Raw genomic sequence first — 21,532 nt, 5'->3', positions numbered from 1 at the left:
CTCGAGTGCTTTTATATCATCATACTGCCAATGTCTCTTTTAGTTTCTCTGCATCATAGTCACTGGTGATGACTGATTTACCAATTGCCTGTTGCAAGATGAGGCGTATTTTGCCATCTTCCACCTTTTTATCTAATGACATTAAATCTAGATATTTTTCAACACCTAGGCTTGGCGGAACAATTGGTAAACTTGCGGCTTCAAAACTATTTTTAATTCTTGCAACTTCACTTTCACTTAACCAGCCCATGCGTTTTGATAGGTCTGCTGCCATGACTGTACCTGCCGCAACAGCCTCACCATGCAACCAAACACCATAACCCATTGCATTTTCAATGGCATGCCCAAATGTATGGCCTAAATTTAGCAAAGCACGCTCGCCTTGCTCGTGCTCATCTTTGGCGACGACATCCGCTTTATTTTGACATGAGTGGTAAATGGCATAGCTTAGCACTTGCTCATCCAACTGCATCAAGCTGGCCATATTGGCTTCTAACCAATCAAAAAAATCAGCATCGCGAATTAATCCATACTTAATGACCTCAGCGACACCTGCTGAAAACTCTCTCGGTGGTAGTGTTTGCAGGGTATCAATATCGGCCAAGACTAACTGTGGCTGATAAAAGGCACCTATCATATTCTTGCCCAGTGGATGATTAATGCCAGTTTTGCCGCCGACAGATGAATCTACTTGAGATAGCAATGTAGTAGGAACTTGAATAAACGGCACACCGCGCAGATAAGTAGCTGCAGCATATCCAGTTAAATCACCAATTACTCCACCACCAAGTGCAATTAATGTAGTGCTTCGCTCACAGCGATTTTGTAGCAACGCATCATAAATTACGTTGAGCGTTTCCGAATTTTTATAAGCTTCGCCATCGGGTAATATAATGGGGATGACTGTTACACCTGCAGCTTGCAGACTTTTACTCAATTGATCCAAATATAATGGTGCAACGGTTGTGTTAGTCACAATGGCTATATGTTTGCGCTTAAGGTGTGGCAATATTAAGCTTGCATCCGACAGCAGATTGCGTGCTATATGTATTGGGTAACTTCTGTTAGCAAGCTCGACTTTTAGTGTTTGCATATTTATTTATAATATTTAGGTAAATTTAAATTGGGTATTTGCGTTTTTAACGTCTATTTCACTTCTTCTTTATCGCTAGATTCTTTAATCAATTGTTCAATATAACTAGTGATTTCATTGGCTGACTGAGCACCTGTATCAACTATACAATCTGCTAATGCAGCATATATTGGATCTCGTTCGATATATAACTGCTCTAACTTCTGCTTGATATTGCCACCTTGTAGTAACGGACGAGATTTATCGTTACGCGTTCGCAACCATAAGTCATGCACACTTGCGCGTAGATAGACAATTTTGCCGTTAATTTTTAAGAGCTCGCGATTTTCAGGCAATAATACAGCCCCTCCACCAGTAGCCATCACTATATTTTCGAGCTGGCATAACTCTTCAAGGGCAGCAGTCTCACGCTTGCGAAATCCATCAACACCCTCTAATTCAAATATTAGAGGAATTTTAACGCCAGTTTTACGTTCAATCTCATGGTCAGAGTCATAAAAAACCATGCCCAATTGCTTAGCAATCAAACGGCCAATTGTGGTTTTACCCGCGCCCATCAAGCCTATAAAGTAGATATTGTTCAATTTACCAACCATCACCGCCACCCATCATGCATAAAAAATGCCCATCACAAGTATGATGGGCATTTTAAGGTAATCTTACAAATCTGTCAGTTTAAGCTTAGTTTATTTAACAGAAATATTCAAGGTTTATCCAATTATTGCAAGCTTAAGCTATCGTCCATAATTCTAGGAGTAATGAATATAAGCAACTCTTGCTTATCATTCTGAGTACTTCTTTTTTTGAATAGATTACCCAAAACAGGCAAATCTCCAAAGAATGGCACTTTTTCCACATCATTACGTACTGTTTGTTCAAATATACCACCGAGTACTGCAGTTTCACCATTACCAACAAGTACCTGAGTGTTAATATTTTGCGTTTCTATAGATGGAACGCCACTGAATACTTGTCCTACCCTGTCTTTTTTTACATCAAGCTCCATGATGATTTTATCATCTGGTGTAATTTGCGGTGTCACCTCTAGGCTCAACACTGCAGATTTAAATGATACTGTTGCTGCACCACTGCTACTTGCCTCTAAATAAGGAATTTCAGTACCCGCAGCAATTTTTGCTTTGTGTTGATTTGCCGTTGTTACGCGAGGACTAGAAACAATTTTACCATGTCCATCCGACTCCATAGCAGTCAACTCCATATTAAGCACTAAGCCAGCAGCTCTACTAAATATACTATATGCTATAGAACCAGTTGCATTTGCTACAGCCAAATTTGACATAAGGTCAGGTAAGCCATCTGAACTTGTTAATGTGCCATTTGATGTTGTAGTTGTTTGAATCGTACCGTTGTGTGTACCTTGAGTGAACGTAGCAGGAGATGTCGCAGTTGCAGGAGTGAATGCTGTAGGTCTATTACCTAACGACCCACTTAAAGTTCTAGCTATGTTATTCGACCCTCCAGATTGGGTAATACCAAGCCTAGCACCTAACGCCTTGCTATATTTATCATCAGCAATCACCAACCTTGATTCAATCATTACCTGCTTAACAGCCACATCAACTTTACTGATAATCGCTTGCACTTGCTCTAAATATTTTGATGTATCTTGCACAAATACAGTGTTAGTGCGCGGATCTAGCACAGCACTGCCTCGTTTAGATAAAATCTTCTGCTTTGGATCACTCAGTATGTCTTTCAAAGACTCTGCTTTCATGTATTTTAGAGTAAACACCTCTGTACGAACTGGCTCCAAATCATTAATTTGTTGTGCGGCCTCAAGCATTTGTTTTTCTTTAGCTGCAACTTCCTCAGCAGGCGCTACCAAAATAACGTTACCAGTTTTGCGCATTGATAGACCTTTACTTTGAGTAATAATATCCAAAGCTTGATCCCATGGAACATCTTTTAAGCGTAGAGTTAAGTTTCCTGTAACCGTATCACTTGTAATGATATTCAGCCCTGTAAAGTCTGCAATCACCTGTAAAACTGCACGCACCTCAATATTTTGGAAGTTTAACGAAAGCTTCTCACCTGCATAGCCAGGTTTGGTGCCTCGAACTAATTTATTAGGATCTTCAACGACCTGACGCACGTCGATAATAAATTTCTTATCGGCTTGATACGCAGATTGTTCCCAATTGCCTTTAGGCTCAATCACCATTTGCCCATTTTTACCTTGTTTCATGGTGTCAACGTAGATCACTGGGGTGTTAAAATTAGTCACATTTAGGCGACGCTGTAAGTTGGCAGGCACATCCGTGTTAAGAAAATCAACAACGATTGTTTTACCTTTTTGCTTGATATTAATACCAGCTGAAGCAGATGATAAATCCACAATTATGCGACCCTCACCATTTTTACCACGGGCAAAATCAACATTATTAATTGCAAACTGTTGTTGACCTAGCGTAGGTTCAGCAAACTTTGTCTCCACACCAACACTTGCACTTGCTTCGCTAGCTTGCAGCATAATAGTGACATTGTTGCCATTCACAGTAGTACTATAAGCTACATTTTTAGATAGATTTAGCACCATGCGCGTACGTTCTTTAGCTTGCGCAAGAGTGATACTTTTAAGTGAGCCTTGGTCGGCTTGAATACTAGTTTTAGATGTGCCATTAGCGAGACCTGGGAAATCTAAGGCTATTCGTGCAGGGCTATTTAATGTAAACCCAGCAGGTGCATTTGTAAGTGGTGATGTAGTTTTGATATGAATAGCAACTCTACCGCCAGGTAAAGATGAAAAATCTACACTCTCTATTTTATTTTTAAGCGTGGACTGCTCTTCAGCTAATGATAAACCTGAAACTAATGTTAATCCCAACAGTAAAAAAACCTGTAAAAATTTGCCTACCCATGTGTTATTTTTCATTGTTTCACCTTAAATTTCTAATTACTTTAAATAGAGGTCTCTATTAAATCGCTAATTACTCTTGCAATGGCAAATTAGAAACTCGCTCTATCCAATCCCCTGAAAGCTCATCTTGCACAATTTCTTTTAGCTCAACTTCGCTATCAGTAATTTTTGTGATCATGCCAAAATTTTGACCTACGTAATTACCTACTTTTACTTGTTGGACGCCATTATCTGGCGTTAATAACAAAGCATAAGTGAGTTTAACTTTTGAAAGCTGACCAACGTATTTAATACTTTCTAACGGGTAAGCTTCCATAGGCTCTTTAGGCCTACTCATATTGGGCTGCAGGATGCCAGTTTTATTTGACGCTTTACGTGAGCGAAATGGATCACTTAGCTTACCGTCTGCATTATATTGTAGTGCAAGATAGGGCTTTACCTCGGGCAGAGGTTTAATCTTTGGACGCATATCCTTTGCAGAGTTTTTAATAAAACTATCCAAATCATCACCATCACCACCCCCACATGCAGCCAAGCCAATACTCAGCAAGCAAATCGATGAGATTTTGAACCACATCTTATATGCGGATTTTCGTTTTAATCGCAAACTCACTGGATTCATCAACTTTTTCCACCTGCTTTATTTTTTGCATCATTTTTTTTCTTAGTTGCTATCTCATCTGCATCCAAATACCTGTAAGTTCTGGCTGTAGCCTCCATCACCAATATCGCATCTGCATTATTTGACTTAACATCTTTACCGGTGCTAACTGAGATGTCGTTCAGAGTCACAATCCGTGATAATTTAGAAATGTCTGTAGCAAACGCCCCTAAGTCATGATAAGTACCAAGTACTTTGATAGAAATTGGCATTTCCGCATAAAATTCTGCTTGCGTTTCTTGACCAGGTTTAAAAAGTTCAACCTCTAAACCGCGACCTAGGCCTGCCTGATTAATATCAGTGAGTAGTCCATCCATTTGAGACTTGTCTGGCAACTGCTTTAATAACGCACCAAAGGTTTTCTCAATATCCACCATTTGCTGCTTATAGCCCGCCAAATTAACTGCTTGCGCTTGTTTATCGAGGAAAACTTTCCGTAACTCATCCTCTTTTGCCTTTGCGGTGTCAAGTGAAGTAAAAGCATCTGTCCATAAAAAGTAGTAGCCCAAGGCCAAAATAACTACAAATATGGATGCCAGTAATACAGCTTTAACAGCAGCTGGCAAGCTACCAGCATTATTAAAATCTATATTATTAAAATCATCTAACTTCATGATTAATTTCCACCTTTAACTGGCTTTTCATCAGTTTCGACTTTAGGAACTTTAATATTAACATTCAGTGCAAATGCATTCTGCTTGAGTGTATTGACCACCACAGACTTAATTTCAACTAAGCTAGGAGATTCCATCCAATTTGATGTGGAGAGATTTCTTACCAAAGTAGCAACGCGCGCATTGGTATCGGCGATACCTTCTATTGAAATCACACTGCCCTGCTGCTTGATGCTCTTAAGGTACATACCTTCCGGCAACTGTCTGCTCAGCTCATCAAGCACTACTACCGCTTGACTGCGGTTAGTTTGTAAGTTCTCAACTACTTGCTTACGTTCTAGCATCGTACTGATTTGATCTTTCAGATCCTTAATATCAGCAATCTCTTTATCTAATTTCACAATAGCAGCATCCAAGCGGGCATTTCGCTCATTCTGCGCATCTATTTTTGCGTTGATGTAGGTGTAGCCCAAAAAGATAATCACTGCTGCGGCAATGGCTGAAAACAATGCCATTAAGCCAAACTCACGCTGACGCGCCTCGCGTTTGACTTGGCGATGTGGTAACAGATTTACGCGTATCATACCGTCACCCCCCTCATTGCAAGACCGCATGCAATGAGAAGTGCAGGCGCATCGGTAGCCGCCTGCTGCTGTTTAAGTCGAGTATTAATTGCCATACTGTGGAATGGGTTAGCGACAATCGTATTTACTTGTGTTCTATCTTGCACAACAACATCAATTGCAGGAATCGCTGCGCAACCTCCTGCCAGTACAATATGATCGATACGGTTATATTGCGTTGAACTGGTGAAAAACTGCAGAGCTCTGGCGACTTCCATCGCGAGCGACTGCATGAAGGGCTGCAATACTTCACTGTCATAACTTTCAGGCAAGCCGCCTTTGCGCTTAGCAATTTCAGCCTCTTCTAGTGACAAGCCAAAACGACGTTGAATCTCTTGCGTTAGTTGACCACCACCAAAACTTTGTTCTCTAGTATAGACAGACTTATTATCATGCAACACATTAATATGCATCATCGATGCGCCAATGTCTATGATGATGACAGTTTGTTCGCGACCTGAATTAGGAAGCTGACTCGAGACTAATGAGTAAGCAGCTTCTGTTGCATAGTTTTCAACATCCATTACCGTGACTTTAAGTCCAGCACCTTCAGCGGCGGCGACACGATCTTCAATTTTTTCTTTACGTGATGCAGCAATCAATACTTCCACTTCATCTGGATTATTTGGTGCAGCGCCAAGTACCTGAAAGTCAATATTCACTTCGTCTAAAGAGAATGGGATGTACTGATTAGCTTCCGCTTCCACTTGAGCTTCCATATCTTCCTCACGAAGACCTGCACTCATCAAAACTTTTTTACTAATAACAGCCGAAGCAGGCAAGGCGAGCGCCGAACGTTTTTCACGAGATCCTAATTGTTTCCAAGCTTGCTTGATAGCATCAGCCACTTTTTCAAGGTCGCCAACATTCCCATCAACCATAGCCTCTTTGGCTAAGGGCGCAGTAGAATATCCCTCAAGCTTATAGCCACCACGACCATCATCAGACAGTTCCACCATCTTAATAGAAGTAGAACTGATGTCGATTCCAATCAGCGGCGGGGTCTTTTCTTTAAAAAAGTTGAATTTCAAACTGAAATTCCCTTTCTGGGTTCGTTAGTTACGTTCATTTCTAATAATTTACATTAAATCCTATCAACAACTTTAAGCCCTGTAAAGCAATTTTTTTATTGGTCAAATTTATTGTGGATTTAATTAACACTTTTTAACGCTTTATTTTATTGTTTATTAGCAAGGTGCATCATAGCAATTTATAATGGTGCCGATTCTAACCATTGAAATCGTAAACTTCATGACTCCTACAAAATGGTGGCACTATGTTTTACTAGCTATATTCGTTGGCGGCTTATCTGTAATAGCACTTGTCGCTATTGCTGCTGCAATTATTTATCCCTCACTCCCCTCGCTTGATGCACTCACTAACTACCAGCCTAAGCTTCCTTTACGCGTTTACTCCGAAGACGGCTATTTAATCGGTGAGTTTGGTGAAGAACGTCGCGCCTTTATTAATATCGACCAAGTTCCGCAAAACCTTAAAGATGCAGTGCTGGCGATTGAAGATCGCCGCTTTTATCAGCACAACGGCATTGATACCACTGGGATATTAAGAGCGATTAAAAATAATGTGTCAGGCAGATCACATGAGGGTGCCAGCACCATCACGATGCAAGTCGCCAAAAACTTTTTTACGGTACCCAACGGCAAACGCACGCTTATTACCAAAATCAACGAAGCTTTACTGGCTATTAAAATTGAACATAGCTTAAGTAAAGATAAGATACTTGAGCTTTATATCAATCAGATTTATTTAGGTCAGCGTGCCTATGGCTTTGCTGCTGCCTCGCAAGTGTATTATGGGAAAACCCTTGATAAACTAAATCTTGCGGAAACTGCTCTACTTGCTGGCTTGCCTAAAGCACCATCCAACTACAATCCATTTACTAATCCAAAACGTTCAATGGGTCGTCAACAAGAAGTTTTACACGACATGTTTCGCTTTGGATTTTTGAAAGAGGATGATTATCAAGCCGCACTTAAGCAACCTTTACGTTTTAAGATAACAAAACAATCTCGTGACCTATCCGCTGACTATGTAGCCGAGAGCGTTAGAGACACGCTTTATGCGCAATATCAAGACGAGATTTATAGTAGCGGTCTGAACGTTTACACCACCATTCTCAAAGCAAATCAAGAGGCAGCTAACGCAGCAGTGCGTGAAGGCGTTTTAGATTACGATCTACGCCATGGCTATCGCGGTCCAGAGAAGGTATTAGATATTGCATCATTGCCAGTACCTGAATACTCAACTAAAAATAAAAAGAATGCGCTAGATATCGCTTTAGATGATTTTGAAGTATTTAACGGTTTTATTCCGGCAATCATTACCAGCGTTTCACCTAAGTCTATTCAGGCACATACAAAAAGTGGCGAAGATATTGTAATTACAGACAAGGGCTTAAGCTTTGTCGATAAAATGCTGCATGACAAAGACCCATCTAAACGTCTGCTGAATGAAGGCGCGGTCATCCGCGTTATTAAAAGCGAAGATGCTTGGCGCGTTGTGCAGCTTCCACAAGTTGAGTCTGCCTTAATCGCGCTTGACCCTGAAAATGGGGCGATACGCGCGCTTGTTGGCGGTTTTGATTTTAATCAGAGTAAGTTTAACCATGTCACGCAAGCATGGCGTCAGCCAGGTTCAAGCTTCAAGCCTTTTATTTATTCTGCTGCATTAGAAAAAGGCTATACCCCAGCAACTATTGTAGAAGATGCGCCTTTAAATTTTTCAGCGGCTGAAACAGGTAATAAAGACTGGTCACCGCAAAACTATGAGAACTCATTTGAAGGCCCAATCACTTTAAGAAAGGCATTAGCACACTCAGTTAATACGGTTGCGATTCGTGTATTAAAGAATATAGGCCCTGACTATGCGCAAAGCTACATCACGCGCTTTGGTTTTGAAGCCAAAAAACATCCAGCCTATCTCACCATGGCACTAGGCGCAGGCTCAGCAACACCTTGGCAGATGGCAAGTGCGTATGCCGTATTTGCCAATGGTGGCTACCGCGTTAAACCAAATTTGATTTCAAAAATTGTAGATCAACATGGCAAAGTGATTTCCAGAACGGTTTTTGACCATGCTAGCAATGGCGCGCCGCGTGTGATTGATAGTCGCAATGCCTTCATCATGAACTCTATGATGCAAAGCGTGATACGCAACGGCACTGCTGCTAAAGCACTAAAACTAGGTCGTAGCGATATTGCGGGTAAAACAGGGACAACCAACGACCATATAGATGCTTGGTTTGCAGGGTATAGCCCAAAACAAGTCGCTATCGCATGGGTAGGTTTTGATACACCAAAACCACTAGGTAGAGGTGAAACTGGCGCTGCTGCTGCTTTACCAATTTGGATTAAATATATGGCAACCGCATTAAAAGGGTCACCTGAAATGGCAATGCGTATGCCTGATGGAGTGGTTGCTATGAATATAGACCCGACCACCGGCACACGAGATGATAGTGGCGTAACTGAGTATTTTTATCATGAGAACCCTCCGCCATTAGTTGAAGCTGATTTACCACCGTTATTAGATGGGAGCCAAAATCCTGATGAGCTTGGAGGGAACTCACCACTCACGAATCAGCCGCAGCAAGTATTACAACCTGATATAGCATTGCCTGCTAGACCAGTACCAACAAGCCCCAGCCCCCCGCCTTCAAGTGGACATTCTGATGCCCAAAGTAATGCCGCAAGGTTATTAAATACACACTGATCAATTAAATTAATAGTTAGTCTAACTTCTATGGCCAAAGAAAACCTTCAGCAATTACGACAGCTTATTGCACAATCAGCAGCCAGAATGATGGCGGAAGATGGTATTTCTGACTACGCCTATGCAAAGAAAAAGGCAGGTAGGCAGGCTGGTGCGTTAGATGGCGACGTATTGCCTTCGAATGCAGAAATTGAAGAAGAGTTAAAACTCTACAATGCACTTTTTTTAAGTGATGAACAGCCAGAAAACTTACGTGAATTGCGTAAAAATGCGCTGTTTACTATGAAGCTTTTAGAGAAATTCAACCCATATTTAACGGGTTCAGTTTTGGATGGCACGGCTGGATTAGGCTCAGAAACGCATATTCATTTGTTTGCAGATAGCTTAAAAGAAGTAGAAATGTTTCTGCTTAACCAAGACATTCCGTTTGAAACCAATGAAAAAACTTACCGCGTGATGAACGATGGTAAACGCGATAAAAAAGGTGAGCACCGCAAAAAAGTACCTGTTTTCTCACTTGAGATGTCAACAGGCGTCATTAAATTAAGCGTATTTGAAGTGGATGAAATCAGAGTGGCAACCAAGCGTGCCGCCGATGGAAGCAATGCAGAGCGTGCTAACATTCAAGATGTGAAAGCATTATTGGCTTAACCCCCAGCATGACGATCCATTCTTCAGATTTTTTTATTTAGCCAGCCCACTCCCAAATTCTTATTCATCGCCATGCTATTTATTTTCATGCTTAGCATGCCAATTCCGCATTGTTTGGTTATAAGCTTCCACCTCATTTGACAATGACGTAGAAACATTGCACACACGGAGTGTTTCAATGTTATATCCAGTAGTAGTATCTATCACAAAAGGATGCTGACTTGGCGGTGGACAAGCGCCATTAGCCTGAACGCTTTGCTCATCTAATGCCAGTAGTCGCAACCTCAATGCCTGAATATCTTTATTTGCAGTTACAACTCCACCCTCAGAGTTGATTCCCACCAATAAATCAGCAACACCCTCTTTTGGTGAGATGAGCTTAGATATTCTTGCATCAAGTTTTGTTGAAGAAGTCACGCTCTTGTCTAACGCTACTTTTGGCAAAGGCTGTGCAGTTTCAGGCAGACTAATCATTCCTGCAGGCACGCTTTGTGCCACAGCATTATCTTGCAAACTTGGCGTTGACGCTTCTGCAGGCGCCGCTGCGACTGGTGCCTGGGATTCTTTTAGGATTGGTGCAGGCGCCTGTGGAACCACAGACAATGAGGATTTTTCTTTGCGAGGTGCGGTAACTTGAGTTGATTTCTTTTGTAAGATTTTTTCAGCATTAGCCTCTGTTACAACACGTTTATCTACAGAACTAGTCACGCCATCTACCACGCTTTCACTTACTTCCATTTTGTCACTTGATGCAGCCACTTTCCGCATCGAATCATCTGGCAGCTCATGCCAAAATATCACCACGACCAACACCGTAGCCACAGCACTTCCAATGCCAGTGATATGCCAGCTTGCACCAAACCATTTACGCCAAACGTTAGAAAGGCGACTAAGCCACGTTTCACCGGCTTGCTTTAAGGCGTTATCCGCATAAGCCAATACCGCCGCACGCCTGATATCACTTGGTGTTAACTCGCTATCTGGCGCATGCTTGAGTGCTTGCTGTAAATGTTGATCTTGCAAACTCATGAAGTCGCATCCGCTTCCAAAATAGGCTGCAAATGTGCGCCCATACACAAACGCAGTTTAGACAAGGCATATCGTAAGCGGCTTTTAACCGTTTCAAACTCAGCATTTAGCACCTGCGTCATTTCATGCAAACTCAAACCATCATCATGGTGCAACAAAAATGCTGCGCGCTGCATTGCAGGCAAACCCTCTAAGCAATGCAAAAGCTGCTGACCTGCTTTTCTCCAAAACGCCTGTTGCTCAGGCTGCTCTGCACTGGATGCTGGCCATAACTGCCAAGCTGTTTCACTGTCATCATCCAGCCAACCTTCATCCGCTGACAATTCACGCCCGCTTTTACGCAAAATATCCACCGCACGATGATGCGCCAAGGCATAAAGCCAAGTCTTAAACGCTACACCATCACGCGGCTGCCAACTATCACGCGCATCAACCAATCGCATCCAAGTATCCTGAAACACCTCATCCACCTGCGCCAACAAACCAACCCCCAACACTCGCCGCAAATATCGATAAAGCGGCTTCTCATGCCGCATATACAAATTGTGAAAAGCCTTGCCGTCGCCAGCGCAAAATTTGCGCATTAAATCTTCATCGGTAATTAAAATGATGCTCATTAAGCCAGTGTGTCATTAGGGAGTTAAACGGTCAATCTATCCCTATGGGGTTAAAACAATTTTATGAGTTAAGAATAAAAAGTCACTAGATTCCGACTTTCGTCGGAATGACGACTCTTGTAAGAATTGAGAATCAGTAGGGTGGGTTCTTGAACCCACGCGTAGCGACATTTGCAACATTCACCGCGTGGGTAACAAGTTACCCACCCTACCTTGATTGATAGCATTTGAAAGAGTTAAGCGTTAAGCCAACATACGTGAAATATAAATGCTTTTGACCTACAATCCCCTGCTACTGCGCCTTCGCTGCTCAGTTTTATGGGGGATTTCGGTAAGCGGCTGTTTGAGCGAAGTGAGTTTCCGATTGCCTCCCATGAAGCTGAGCAGCGCAGGAAATAAGCGGGAGGGGGTAGCCTTCTTTTTGGTTACTTTTTCTTGGCTAAGCAAGAAAAAGTAACTCGTCAGTCGCGCGAAAGCGACCACTTACATACAGCACCATGCTTTTAAGATATTCAACTATGAACTGACCAGTCAGGCTCTATCTTTTTAATTCCTGCCTCATCATACCGAGCCCAAGGATTATCACTTATATTACAACCCTCTGGCATTTTTGATCGAAGCCCTAACTTATTAAGTTTTTTGTCTTGATCCACAGTTACTACTACAGCTATAAAATAGTCTTCCAATATATGCTTTACCGATTCTTGCGAGGGATTTTTATGGCTCATCAAGCGTTCAATAATTAGCTTCTTAGGAACGACATGTTCATGAATAAACTTAACTTTTTTCTTACGAACTTTAAATGCATCCTCTGACCAATATTTACACCCTTTATATTTACCATCAAACAAGGACCATTTCCAAATAACATCAGCGAATACAGCATGTTTTGTAGCACAATGAAGTTCTGAAATTAACACATTGTAAACATCTACACACATCTCTTCTTTTGTGCGGCGTGGTTTCATTTGCTGGGACTCATCGTAATTTTTTTAAAATTTGACATAAATCTATAATTAGTTAGTTATACTTTCAACCACCGTGCCGCATCCATCGCAAAGTAAGTCAAAACCCCATCCGCACCAGCCCGTTTAAACGCCAACAAACTCTCCATCACGCACGCCTTTTCATCCAGCCAACCATTTTGCGCTGCCGCTTTCAACATCGCATATTCACCACTCACCTGATAGGCAAACGTCGGCACACCAAACTCATCTTTCACTCGGCGCACAATATCTAAGTACGGCATACCCGGTTTCACCATCACCATATCTGCACCCTCTTCAATATCAAGCCTAACCTCGTTTATGGCCTCGTCACTATTGGCTGGATCCATTTGATAGGTGTATTTATTACCTGAACCTAGATTTCCCGCCGAACCAACTGCATCGCGGAATGGCCCATAAAATGCTGAAGCGTATTTAGCCGAATAAGCCAAAATCTTGGTGTGAATATTTCTTGTACTTTCTAACGCTTCGCGAATTTGACCAATTCGCCCATCCATCATGTCGCTAGGCGCAACAATGTCAGCACCTGCATTGGCGTGAGAGATAGCTTGTTTCACCAATACTTCAATGGTTTCATCATTCATCACATAGCCCGCATCATCAATCAAGCCATCTTGGCCGTGGGTGGTGAATGGGTCTAATGCTACATCAGTCATCACGCCGAGTTGCGGGAACGCGGCCTTTAATGCCATCACAGCGCGCTGCGCTAAACCTTCGGGGTTATAGGCTTCTGCTGCGTCTAGACTTTTGAATTTGCTATCGACTACAGGGAACAATGCAATAAGAGGGATACCAAGTGCTACACATTCAGCGGCCGTTTTAAGTAGCACATCAATGCTTTGACGCTTTACGCCCGGCATAGAAGCCACGTCTTCGGTGCGATTCTCGCCATCTAATACAAATACTGGGTAGATTAAATCATCGGTTGTCAGCACATTTTCGCGCATCATGCGGCGTGAAAAATCATCTTTACGCATACGGCGTGGGCGGGCGTAGGGATAGCTCATTTTTAATTACCTCAGCTCAATAACGTTATACTCCCTCCCCATTTAAGGGGGAGGGTTGGGGTGGGGGTAATGTTGGTGAAATTTGACATGTTTCACCCCCATCCTAGCCTTCCCCCTAAAGCGGGGAAGGAATGATTTTTTATCCAAAAACCCTTGCCAACTCTGCACCGGGGTCTGGCTGACGCATAAATGCCTCACCAACCAAGAACGCATGCACATCGTTGTCTCGCATTAACTTCACATCTTCTGGCGTGAAAATACCTGACTCAGTGATCACAAAGCGGTCTTCTGGCAGCACTTTTAATAAATCTAAAGTGGTTTGCAATGTCACATCAAAAGTACGCAGATTGCGGTTATTGATGCCGATTAACGGTGTATCTAATTGCATAGCAAGTTCTAGTTCGTCAGCATCATGCACCTCTACCAATACCGCCATGCCTAAGTCATGCGCGAGTTGCTCTAAAGCGCGCATTTGCTTCACTTCTAGCGCGGCCACAATCAGCAAAATACAATCCGCGCCCATCGCACGTGCTTCAAACACTTGGTAGGGGTCTATCATGAAATCTTTACGCAACACTGGTAGCTTGCAAGCTTTACGGGCTTGTTTTAGATATTCTGCACTACCTTGAAAATACTCAACGTCAGTGAGTACTGACAAACACGCCGCGCCGCCTTTTTCATAGCTTTTAGCAATTTCTGCCGGGTTGAAATCTTCACGGATGATGCCTTTAGAAGGACTGGCTTTCTTGATTTCAGCAATCACTGCAGGTTTGTTGGCACTCACTTTTTTAAAGATGCTACCTACGAAATCGCGCGGATCGCCTTGCGCTTCAGCTTGTTTTTCTAACTCAGCTAAACTCACGAGGCCTTTGCTAGCTTCAACTTCTTCACGCTTAGTGGCTAAAATTTTATTTAAGATGTCTGACATTATTTAATTTACCTGATGATATTTCATTCGTAGTTAGAAAATTGAATTTCTAATTGTAAGTGGTGCCCTTGTGTTTAATCCAACCACCCTCTATTTTTCCTTGTGGGTCGCGATGCGTCCAATGCACAATTCCACCTTTAGGGTTATAAACATATTCACCTCTAAACTGAATGGTATCGCCCACAGCCAGCGGTATAGCTGAAGTTAAGTCGATATTATGCGCAAACAACAATGTTTGCTCATCGGAAATGCTTACTAAAAACTTTTGATGGCGCAAGCCGTTGTCGTCTTCAGGCAATAGCTTTTTCACAACGCCACTGCCTTCGACAAAAATATTGCTCTTTTTATCATGAAAAGCTTGTATAACCGCATCATTACTAAGCTGAACCTGTGTGGAAATTTGCGACTCAGCAACTGACGGAGTAGCAGCTTCATGTTGCCTGCACGCCCCTAAAACACTTAATAGTAAAATTAAATATAAGTTTTTCTTCATGCTGCGGATTCTTGCTTAAGTGCTTGCAGTTTTGCCATGGCAGTACCATTGTCTATGACCTGCGCGGCAAGGTTGATGCCACTTTGAAGGCTATCTGCAACACCAGAAACATAAATTGCCGCGCCAGCATTTAATATAACAATGTCGCGCGCCGCACCTTTCTTACCACTTAGCACATCTAAAATCATCGCTTTTGATTCTTCAGCGTTTTGCACTTGTATGGTTTTTAAATCATGGTTTTGCATACCAAACTGGCTTGGGTTGAGCGTATATTCAGTGACTGCACCATTTTTTAACTCGGCAACATAAGTATCGCCCGTAAACGAAATCTCATCCATGCCATCAGCGCCATGTACAACCATGACGTGCGTGCTGCCCAAACGCTGCAAGACTTGCGCTAATAAAATCGTTAAGTCTTTATGAAACACGCCCATCACTTGCCGTTTAGCGCCTGCAGGGTTGGTCATTGGGCCGAGTAAATTGAACAGGGTGCGTATGCCCATCTCACGACGTACAGGCGCAGCATGCTTCATAGCACTATGGTGGTTTGGTGCAAACATAAAACCAATGCCGATGCTATCGACACATTTCGCGACTTGTTCAGGAGACAAATTAACGTTAACGCCTAAAGCTTCCAACACGTCAGCACTACCGCAAGTAGATGACACCGAGCGGCCACCATGTTTAGCAACTTTTGCACCCGCCGCTGAGGCAACGAAAGCACAGACAGTAGATACATTAAATGTCTGAATACCATCGCCACCTGTGCCACACGTATCAATCAAGTGGCTTGTGTCGTTAATGGTGACTTTAGTTGAAAGGTCGCGCATAACTTTGGCAGCGGCGGCGATTTCATCGACCGTTTCGCCTTTCATGCGTAAACCCATCAACAAGCTGGAAATTTGCACTGAAGTCAGCTCGCCAGACATCATCATGCGCATGATTTCCAACATTTGCGCATGGGTGAAGTTTTCGCGATCCAGCAGTTTCTGCAAGGCTTCTTTGAAGGATAGCTTCATTGTTTCTCTCTCAAGGATTACTTGTCCTTCAGCCATTACTTTTCCTTCAAGAAATTATCCAGCAACTCGTGGCCATATTCTGTAAGGATAGATTCTGGGTGAAATTGAACGCCCTCTACACGCAAGGTTTTGTGACGCACGCCCATAATCTCGCCATCATCAGTCCACGCAGTGATTTCCAGACAGCCTGGTATCGTTTCTTTTTCAATCACCAGTGAGTGATAGCGCGTTGCCGTGTAAGGGTTAGGCAAGTCTTTAAACACACCAATATTTTTATGGTGTATCAATGAGGTTTTACCGTGCATCAAAGTTTTAGCTTTAATAATATGTCCGCCAAAAGCCTGACCAATACTTTGATGGCCTAAGCAAACACCTAACAATGGAATCTTGCCTGCGAACTCTTTAATGAGTGGCACACTAATCCCCGCCTCATTTGGCGTACATGGGCCAGGTGAAATAACGATATGGTCTGGCTTAAGTGACGCGACCTTTGCCAAATCAATTTCATCGTTGCGATACACCTGAACGTCTTGCCCCAGCTCGCCTAGATACTGCACCAAGTTATAAGTGAAAGAGTCGTAATTATCTATCATGAGTAACATATTAATTCCCTGCTTTCGCTGCCAAATTTGTATTTGAAGTCAGGTCTGGGTTCAAATCTAAGTTCAAGTTCAAATCCAACCCGGCTTGGACTAATTCAGCCGCACGCAGAACGGCTTTGGCTTTATTCTGTGTTTCTTCCCATTCACTTTGCGGCACTGAATCAGCGACAATGCCAGCGCCAGCTTGCACATACAGCATATTGTTTTTAATAACGCCAGTTCTAATCGCAATCGCCACATCCATATCGCCATTGAAGCCTAAGTAGCCCACTGCACCTGCATAGATACCGCGTTTGCTTGGCTCTAATTCATCAATGATTTCCATGGCGCGTACTTTTGGCGCACCGCTTACCGTACCTGCTGGAAAAGTGGCTTTAATGACATCAATCGCATCCATGCCAGCTTTGAGCTTGCCTTCTACATTGCTGACGATATGCATGACATGCGAATAGCGCTCTATCATCATGTTATCTGTGACTTTTACACTACCGGTTTGCGCCACACGGCCTACATCATTACGGCCTAAATCCATCAGTTGCACATGCTCTGCCCGCTCTTTAGGGTCGGCTAACAACTCTACGGCCAGCGCCAGATCCTGCTCACGCGTTTTGCCGCGAGGGCGAGTACCTGCAATCGGACGAGCAGTCACCGTACCATTTTCCAAGCGCACTAAAATCTCAGGAGAGGCACCCACTACATGATGGTCCCCCATATCGTAATAGAACATATAAGGCGATGGGTTCAAGCTACGCAAAGCACGATACAAGGACAATGGCGGCGCAGTGAATTTTTGCGACATGCGCTGAGACAATACAACCTGCATAATGTCGCCATCTAAAATGTATTGCTGTGCTTTTTTAACCGCGGCTTTGAAGTTATCTTCACCGAACTCAGAAGTAGCAACTGATGTTTCTGATGGACTTGATTCTGGAATCGTTACGTTTTTACGCAACATTTTGGCTAAATCATTCAAGCGATTTAGCGCCGTTTCATAAGCATTCGCTTGGTCTGTATTAGCATAAACAATGAAATACAGTTTGCTGCTTAAGTTATCAACTACGGCAATCTCTTCAGACACCATCAGCAACACATCAGGCACATTGATTGCATCTGGCTTTTGTACGCCAGCTAAACGTTTTTCAATATAGCGTACAGTTTCATAGCCAAAGTAGCCCGCCAAACCACCAGTAAAACGTGGCAAGCCTTCATAAGGCGGCGTTTTATAACGCGCTTGATAGCTTTTGACAAAGTCTAATGGATTGGTATTTTCAACCGTTTCAACCACGATATTATTTTCAAATACTTGTACTTGATTATCGTGCGCCACGATGCGTGTTTTGGCTGGCAAGCCGATAATCGAATAGCGACCAAAACGCTCACCACCTTGCACGGATTCAAGCAGGTATGAAAAAGGTTGATTGGCTAATTTTAGATACAGCGACAATGGTGTATCTAGGTCAGCAAAGGTTTCCAGCACTAGCGGGATGCGGTTAAATCCTTTTGCCGCTAAAGCATCGAATTCTGTTTTGTTGATTGTGGTAAACATGATGTCAAAATCTTTCTAATAATTTTCTAATATTGGCGGCTTTATGCAGCCGTACTGGCTACATTTCGCCTATTGGTTGCTGGCAAGGTCGGCTCAGCTTCGCCAAGAGCCACGCCAGCTTAGAAAGTCATTATTAAAAGTCATCATATTCACTTATATTCTGCTCGTAAATTATTAAAGTAAAACTGTAATTAAATCTTGCGAGACCAACTCAGTTAAATCCTCAATCATTGCATCGACCGTAGATTCATCAATCGGCCGACCCTGATTATAACCGTAAGGCACGGTAACAATAAAGCAGCCAGCCGCATGCGCCGCCGCTATATCAGTTTCTGAATCACCCACTAACATTGCCTCAAAAGTATGAACGTCTAGCTTTGCACAAATATGCTGCAATTGCATAGGGTCAGGCTTCTTTTTTGGCAAACTATCGCCAGAAACTACAATCTCGAAGAACTCTGCCAAACCGCTTTTTTGTAACAACGACAAGGTGAATTTTTCAGGTTTATTGGTCACACAAGCCAACTTCAAGCCTTTGTTACGCAAGGCTTGTAAGCCCTCTACTACGCCATCATACGGCTTACTATCGGTTACATTATTTGCATAATATGCGAAAAATAACTTCTCCGCTTGCGCAAATAATATCGCATCAGGCTCATCATTCAAGCGACTGATATCCAACTGACTATTCAAGCAACGCTTAATAAGCACCGCCGCGCCTTCACCTATATAACTTTCAACTTGCTTTGCGGGCAACACTGGCCGATTTAAATCAGCCAGCATTAAGTTGATTGCTGATGCGATTTCTGGCGCACTGTTGATTAGCGTGCCGTCAAGATCCAGCATGACGGCCTTTACTCTAAACATGGCTAATTAACTTAAATGCAAAAAATTCAAACAGCAATACATCGATATTTGAGTTTTTAAACAGTGGCTAATGCAGCACGCATTTCGCCAACAACGGTGTTGTAACGATTTTTATCAGCATCGTTACCTTTAGTGAAAATCGCGCTACCAGCTACAAATGTATCAGCGCCGGCGCGAGCAATTTCAGCGATATTTTGCGCATTCACGCCACCATCAACTTCTAACCAAATTTGACGACCTGTTTTTTCGTAGTAAGCATCAATTCTTGCGCGCGCTAATTTCAACTTTTCTAGAGTTTCTGGAATGAATTTCTGACCACCAAAGCCAGGGTTTACAGACATCAATAAAATCATATCTACTTTGTCCATCACGTGGTCTAAATAGCTTAATGAGGTGGCTGGGTTAAATACCAAGCCAGATTTACAACCCAAATCACGCACCATTGCAAGGCTACGGTCAATATGTTCAGAAGCTTCTGGGTGGAATGTAATGATGTTCGCGCCAGCTTTAGCAAAGTCAGGAATAATACGATCCACTGGTTTTACCATCAAATGCACGTCAATCAACGCACCTGCATTTTTTGAAATTTCACGAATCGCTTCACAAACTAAAGGTCCGATCGTCAAGTTAGGCACGTAGTGATTATCCATCACATCAAAATGCACTAAATCTGTACCTGACGTAATGACATCGTCGATTTCTTGGCCTAATTTAGCAAAGTTTGCAGAAAGAATACTAGGGGCAATTCTAAAAGTTTTATCCATGACGAAAATCCAAAAGTCCAAAAAATTAAGTAATAAGTCGTTATTTTAACGCGATTTTACACTTTTTGGATATCAGCCTTGCTTAACATAGGCCAATACATCAAAATTACACTTATGCAGCTATATGTAATCGGCGTCAATCACACGACCGCACCCGTTCAGATTAGAGAAAATGTCGCTTTTAACAGCGAACATCTAGGTAGTGCCTTGCGCGAACTCACCTCACATGATGCAACTGAAGCGGCGATTCTATCTACATGTAACCGCACAGAACTCTATTGCAGCGCCGAAAACTCTGAGAAACCACTGCAATGGCTATCGCATTATCACAAATTAGATACTAGTAGCATTCAACCTTATATCTACACTTTACCGAATGACGAAGCGGTAAAACATGCTTTTAGGGTGGCGTCTGGCTTGGATAGCATGGTGTTAGGTGAAGCGCAGATTTTAGGGCAATTCAAGCAATCCGTTAAAATCGCCCAAGATGCCGGCACGCTAGGTACTTTATTGCACAAGCTCTTTCAACGCACTTTTGAAGTCGCCAAAGAAGTGCGTACCAACACAGACATTGGCGCAAACTCCATTTCAATGTCGGCTGCTGCAGTTAAGCTGGCTCAACGTATTTTTGGCGACATCAGCCAGCAAAAAGTGTTGTTTATAGGCGCTGGTGAAATGATAGAACTGTGCGCAGACCATTTTGCAGCACAAAAACCTAAAAGTATCATGGTAGCCAACCGTACGCTGGAACGTGGCACCGCTTTAGCAGAGAAAATTTCTTCGCAAGGCATTAAAGCACAGGCCATTCTGCTAAATGACCTGCCAGATCGCTTTGCCGAATTTGATATTGTGATTACCAGTACCGCTAGCCAATTGCCGATTGTAGGCTTAGGTATGCTTGAGAGCGCGATTAAGGCTCGCCGTCATCGTCCGATTTTTATGGTCGATCTGGCTGTACCTCGTGATATAGAGGCTGAAGTTGCGCAGCTAGATGACGTGTTTTTATACACGGTTGATGATCTGGCGCAAGTAGTGACCGATGGCATGGCTAATCGTCAGGAAGCCGCCGTAGATGCTGAAGTAATCGTGACTGCTCGTGTTGAAAACTTTATGCAGTGGATGAAAAAGCGCGACACTGTGCCCACCATCAAAGCGCTACGAGACCAAGCGGAAGCCACTCGCCAAATGGAATTAGAAAAAGCGCTCAGACTCATTCAAAAAGGCGAAAGTGCAGAAAAAGTGTTAGAAGCACTTAGTAACGCACTGACCAATAAATTTCTGCATGCACCAAGCCACGCTTTGAATCAAGCGCATGGCGATGAGCATGCCAAGCTGGAAGATGTGATTAAGCAGCTTTACCACATCAAAAGCTAAGTCTTAACATTAAAGCAATTCTCTAAA

The 21,532-nt window shown here is 42.8% G+C and carries 21 protein-coding genes; 3 read left to right on the top strand and 18 right to left on the bottom strand.

Going from position 1 to position 21,532, the window contains the following annotated elements:
• Window positions 1-19: 19 nt before the first annotated feature.
• From aroB to PSU72_RS01935, 7 genes are all read right to left on the bottom strand, one after another.
• Window positions 20-1,093: a 3-dehydroquinate synthase gene (aroB, locus tag PSU72_RS01965; RefSeq protein WP_300430120.1), complete on the bottom strand. Its 1,074-nt coding sequence runs from the start codon at window positions 1,091-1,093 to the stop codon at window positions 20-22.
• 53 nt (window positions 1,094-1,146) lie between these two features.
• Window positions 1,147-1,689 (bottom strand): shikimate kinase, encoded by a 543-nt coding sequence (locus tag PSU72_RS01960; protein ID WP_300430118.1) that lies wholly within the window; start codon window positions 1,687-1,689, stop codon window positions 1,147-1,149.
• A gap of 122 nt (window positions 1,690-1,811) precedes the next feature.
• Window positions 1,812-3,986 carry a type IV pilus secretin PilQ gene (gene pilQ, locus PSU72_RS01955; protein ID WP_300430116.1) on the bottom strand — a complete coding sequence of 725 codons (2,175 nt, stop codon included), beginning with the start codon at window positions 3,984-3,986 and terminating at the stop codon, window positions 1,812-1,814.
• Between the two features lie 55 nt (window positions 3,987-4,041).
• Window positions 4,042-4,593 carry a pilus assembly protein PilP gene (locus PSU72_RS01950; protein ID WP_300430114.1) on the bottom strand — a complete coding sequence of 184 codons (552 nt, stop codon included), beginning with the start codon at window positions 4,591-4,593 and terminating at the stop codon, window positions 4,042-4,044.
• The gene (locus PSU72_RS01945) at window positions 4,593-5,246 is read right to left on the bottom strand and encodes a type 4a pilus biogenesis protein PilO (RefSeq protein WP_300430112.1); all 654 of its coding nucleotides are present in this window, start codon (window positions 5,244-5,246) and stop codon (window positions 4,593-4,595) included. Before PSU72_RS01945 ends, PSU72_RS01950 begins: the two co-directional genes overlap by 1 nt.
• Window positions 5,247-5,248: 2 nt before the next feature.
• Window positions 5,249-5,830, bottom strand: a complete 582-nt coding sequence (locus PSU72_RS01940) for a PilN domain-containing protein (protein WP_300430110.1) — start codon at window positions 5,828-5,830, stop codon at window positions 5,249-5,251.
• Window positions 5,827-6,900, bottom strand: a complete 1,074-nt coding sequence (locus PSU72_RS01935; protein WP_300430108.1) for a pilus assembly protein PilM — start codon at window positions 6,898-6,900, stop codon at window positions 5,827-5,829. The genes PSU72_RS01940 and PSU72_RS01935 overlap by 4 nt, the downstream gene beginning before the upstream one ends.
• Before the next feature lie 220 nt (window positions 6,901-7,120).
• Here PSU72_RS01935 and PSU72_RS01930 point away from each other — a divergent pair, with 220 nt between their 5' ends.
• The gene (locus PSU72_RS01930; protein ID WP_300430167.1) at window positions 7,121-9,601 is read left to right on the top strand and encodes a penicillin-binding protein 1A; all 2,481 of its coding nucleotides are present in this window, start codon (window positions 7,121-7,123) and stop codon (window positions 9,599-9,601) included.
• A 30-nt stretch (window positions 9,602-9,631) separates the two neighbouring features.
• The gene (locus tag PSU72_RS01925; RefSeq protein WP_300430107.1) at window positions 9,632-10,252 is read left to right on the top strand and encodes a hypothetical protein; all 621 of its coding nucleotides are present in this window, start codon (window positions 9,632-9,634) and stop codon (window positions 10,250-10,252) included.
• Window positions 10,253-10,327: 75 nt separating this feature from the next.
• Here PSU72_RS01925 and PSU72_RS01920 read toward each other — a convergent pair whose 3' ends face one another.
• The 11 genes from PSU72_RS01920 to rpe all read right to left on the bottom strand — a co-directional run bounded on the left by PSU72_RS01920 (window position 10,328) and on the right by rpe (window position 20,131).
• Window positions 10,328-11,281, bottom strand: coding sequence for a hypothetical protein (locus PSU72_RS01920; protein ID WP_300430105.1), 954 nt, complete (start codon window positions 11,279-11,281; stop codon window positions 10,328-10,330).
• Window positions 11,278-11,898, bottom strand: coding sequence for a sigma-70 family RNA polymerase sigma factor (locus PSU72_RS01915; protein ID WP_300430103.1), 621 nt, complete (start codon window positions 11,896-11,898; stop codon window positions 11,278-11,280). Before PSU72_RS01915 ends, PSU72_RS01920 begins: the two co-directional genes overlap by 4 nt.
• Before the next feature lie 512 nt (window positions 11,899-12,410).
• Window positions 12,411-12,866 carry a hypothetical protein gene (locus tag PSU72_RS01910; protein WP_300430101.1) on the bottom strand — a complete coding sequence of 152 codons (456 nt, stop codon included), beginning with the start codon at window positions 12,864-12,866 and terminating at the stop codon, window positions 12,411-12,413.
• Between the two features lie 56 nt (window positions 12,867-12,922).
• Window positions 12,923-13,912: a porphobilinogen synthase gene (gene hemB / locus PSU72_RS01905; protein WP_300430099.1), complete on the bottom strand. Its 990-nt coding sequence runs from the start codon at window positions 13,910-13,912 to the stop codon at window positions 12,923-12,925.
• 139 nt (window positions 13,913-14,051) lie between these two features.
• The gene (gene trpC, locus PSU72_RS01900) at window positions 14,052-14,840 is read right to left on the bottom strand and encodes an indole-3-glycerol phosphate synthase TrpC (protein ID WP_300430097.1); all 789 of its coding nucleotides are present in this window, start codon (window positions 14,838-14,840) and stop codon (window positions 14,052-14,054) included.
• 49 nt (window positions 14,841-14,889) lie between these two features.
• On the bottom strand, window positions 14,890-15,333 hold the full coding sequence (locus PSU72_RS01895) for a DUF3465 domain-containing protein (protein WP_300430095.1): 444 nt from the start codon (window positions 15,331-15,333) through the stop codon (window positions 14,890-14,892).
• A complete protein-coding gene (trpD, locus tag PSU72_RS01890) occupies window positions 15,330-16,388 on the bottom strand; it encodes an anthranilate phosphoribosyltransferase (RefSeq protein ID WP_300430093.1) in 1,059 nt (352 codons plus the stop codon). The genes PSU72_RS01895 and trpD overlap by 4 nt, the downstream gene beginning before the upstream one ends.
• Complete coding sequence (locus PSU72_RS01885) at window positions 16,388-16,954, bottom strand: aminodeoxychorismate/anthranilate synthase component II (RefSeq protein WP_300430091.1); 567 nt, start codon at window positions 16,952-16,954, stop codon at window positions 16,388-16,390. Before PSU72_RS01885 ends, trpD begins: the two co-directional genes overlap by 1 nt.
• A gap of 1 nt (window position 16,955) precedes the next feature.
• Window positions 16,956-18,500 (bottom strand): anthranilate synthase component I, encoded by a 1,545-nt coding sequence (gene trpE, locus PSU72_RS01880; protein ID WP_300430089.1) that lies wholly within the window; start codon window positions 18,498-18,500, stop codon window positions 16,956-16,958.
• 174 nt (window positions 18,501-18,674) lie between these two features.
• Complete coding sequence (locus PSU72_RS01875) at window positions 18,675-19,367, bottom strand: phosphoglycolate phosphatase (protein WP_300430087.1); 693 nt, start codon at window positions 19,365-19,367, stop codon at window positions 18,675-18,677.
• A gap of 56 nt (window positions 19,368-19,423) precedes the next feature.
• A complete protein-coding gene (rpe, locus tag PSU72_RS01870) occupies window positions 19,424-20,131 on the bottom strand; it encodes a ribulose-phosphate 3-epimerase (protein WP_300430085.1) in 708 nt (235 codons plus the stop codon).
• 114 nt (window positions 20,132-20,245) lie between these two features.
• Between rpe and hemA the strand changes: the two genes are divergently transcribed.
• Window positions 20,246-21,505: a glutamyl-tRNA reductase gene (gene hemA, locus PSU72_RS01865; RefSeq protein WP_300430165.1), complete on the top strand. Its 1,260-nt coding sequence runs from the start codon at window positions 20,246-20,248 to the stop codon at window positions 21,503-21,505.
• The last annotated feature ends 27 nt before the right edge of the window (window positions 21,506-21,532 follow it).

Source organism: Methylotenera sp. (assembly GCF_029945535.1).
In the GTDB taxonomy this organism is placed as follows: Bacteria; Pseudomonadota; Gammaproteobacteria; order Burkholderiales; family Methylophilaceae; genus Methylotenera.
This window is presented reverse-complemented; position numbering and strand designations above follow the sequence as displayed.

What these genes read in the sequence shown, in the direction of transcription:
- aroB (WP_300430120.1), bottom strand. Translation starts at nt 1,093, where the DNA reads ATGCAAACACTAAAAGTCGAGCTTGCTAACAGAAGTTACCCAATACAT.
- PSU72_RS01960 (WP_300430118.1), bottom strand. Translation starts at nt 1,689, where the DNA reads ATGGTTGGTAAATTGAACAATATCTACTTTATAGGCTTGATGGGCGCG.
- pilQ (WP_300430116.1), bottom strand. Translation starts at nt 3,986, where the DNA reads ATGAAAAATAACACATGGGTAGGCAAATTTTTACAGGTTTTTTTACTG.
- PSU72_RS01950 (WP_300430114.1), bottom strand. Translation starts at nt 4,593, where the DNA reads ATGAATCCAGTGAGTTTGCGATTAAAACGAAAATCCGCATATAAGATG.
- PSU72_RS01945 (WP_300430112.1), bottom strand. Translation starts at nt 5,246, where the DNA reads ATGAAGTTAGATGATTTTAATAATATAGATTTTAATAATGCTGGTAGC.
- PSU72_RS01940 (WP_300430110.1), bottom strand. Translation starts at nt 5,830, where the DNA reads ATGATACGCGTAAATCTGTTACCACATCGCCAAGTCAAACGCGAGGCG.
- PSU72_RS01930 (WP_300430167.1), top strand. Translation starts at nt 7,121, where the DNA reads ATGACTCCTACAAAATGGTGGCACTATGTTTTACTAGCTATATTCGTT.
- PSU72_RS01925 (WP_300430107.1), top strand. Translation starts at nt 9,632, where the DNA reads ATGGCCAAAGAAAACCTTCAGCAATTACGACAGCTTATTGCACAATCA.
- PSU72_RS01920 (WP_300430105.1), bottom strand. Translation starts at nt 11,281, where the DNA reads ATGAGTTTGCAAGATCAACATTTACAGCAAGCACTCAAGCATGCGCCA.
- PSU72_RS01915 (WP_300430103.1), bottom strand. Translation starts at nt 11,898, where the DNA reads ATGAGCATCATTTTAATTACCGATGAAGATTTAATGCGCAAATTTTGC.
- PSU72_RS01910 (WP_300430101.1), bottom strand. Translation starts at nt 12,866, where the DNA reads ATGAAACCACGCCGCACAAAAGAAGAGATGTGTGTAGATGTTTACAAT.
- hemB (WP_300430099.1), bottom strand. Translation starts at nt 13,912, where the DNA reads ATGAGCTATCCCTACGCCCGCCCACGCCGTATGCGTAAAGATGATTTT.
- trpC (WP_300430097.1), bottom strand. Translation starts at nt 14,840, where the DNA reads ATGTCAGACATCTTAAATAAAATTTTAGCCACTAAGCGTGAAGAAGTT.
- PSU72_RS01895 (WP_300430095.1), bottom strand. Translation starts at nt 15,333, where the DNA reads ATGAAGAAAAACTTATATTTAATTTTACTATTAAGTGTTTTAGGGGCG.
- trpD (WP_300430093.1), bottom strand. Translation starts at nt 16,388, where the DNA reads ATGGCTGAAGGACAAGTAATCCTTGAGAGAGAAACAATGAAGCTATCC.
- PSU72_RS01885 (WP_300430091.1), bottom strand. Translation starts at nt 16,954, where the DNA reads ATGTTACTCATGATAGATAATTACGACTCTTTCACTTATAACTTGGTG.
- trpE (WP_300430089.1), bottom strand. Translation starts at nt 18,500, where the DNA reads ATGTTTACCACAATCAACAAAACAGAATTCGATGCTTTAGCGGCAAAA.
- PSU72_RS01875 (WP_300430087.1), bottom strand. Translation starts at nt 19,367, where the DNA reads ATGTTTAGAGTAAAGGCCGTCATGCTGGATCTTGACGGCACGCTAATC.
- rpe (WP_300430085.1), bottom strand. Translation starts at nt 20,131, where the DNA reads ATGGATAAAACTTTTAGAATTGCCCCTAGTATTCTTTCTGCAAACTTT.
- hemA (WP_300430165.1), top strand. Translation starts at nt 20,246, where the DNA reads ATGCAGCTATATGTAATCGGCGTCAATCACACGACCGCACCCGTTCAG.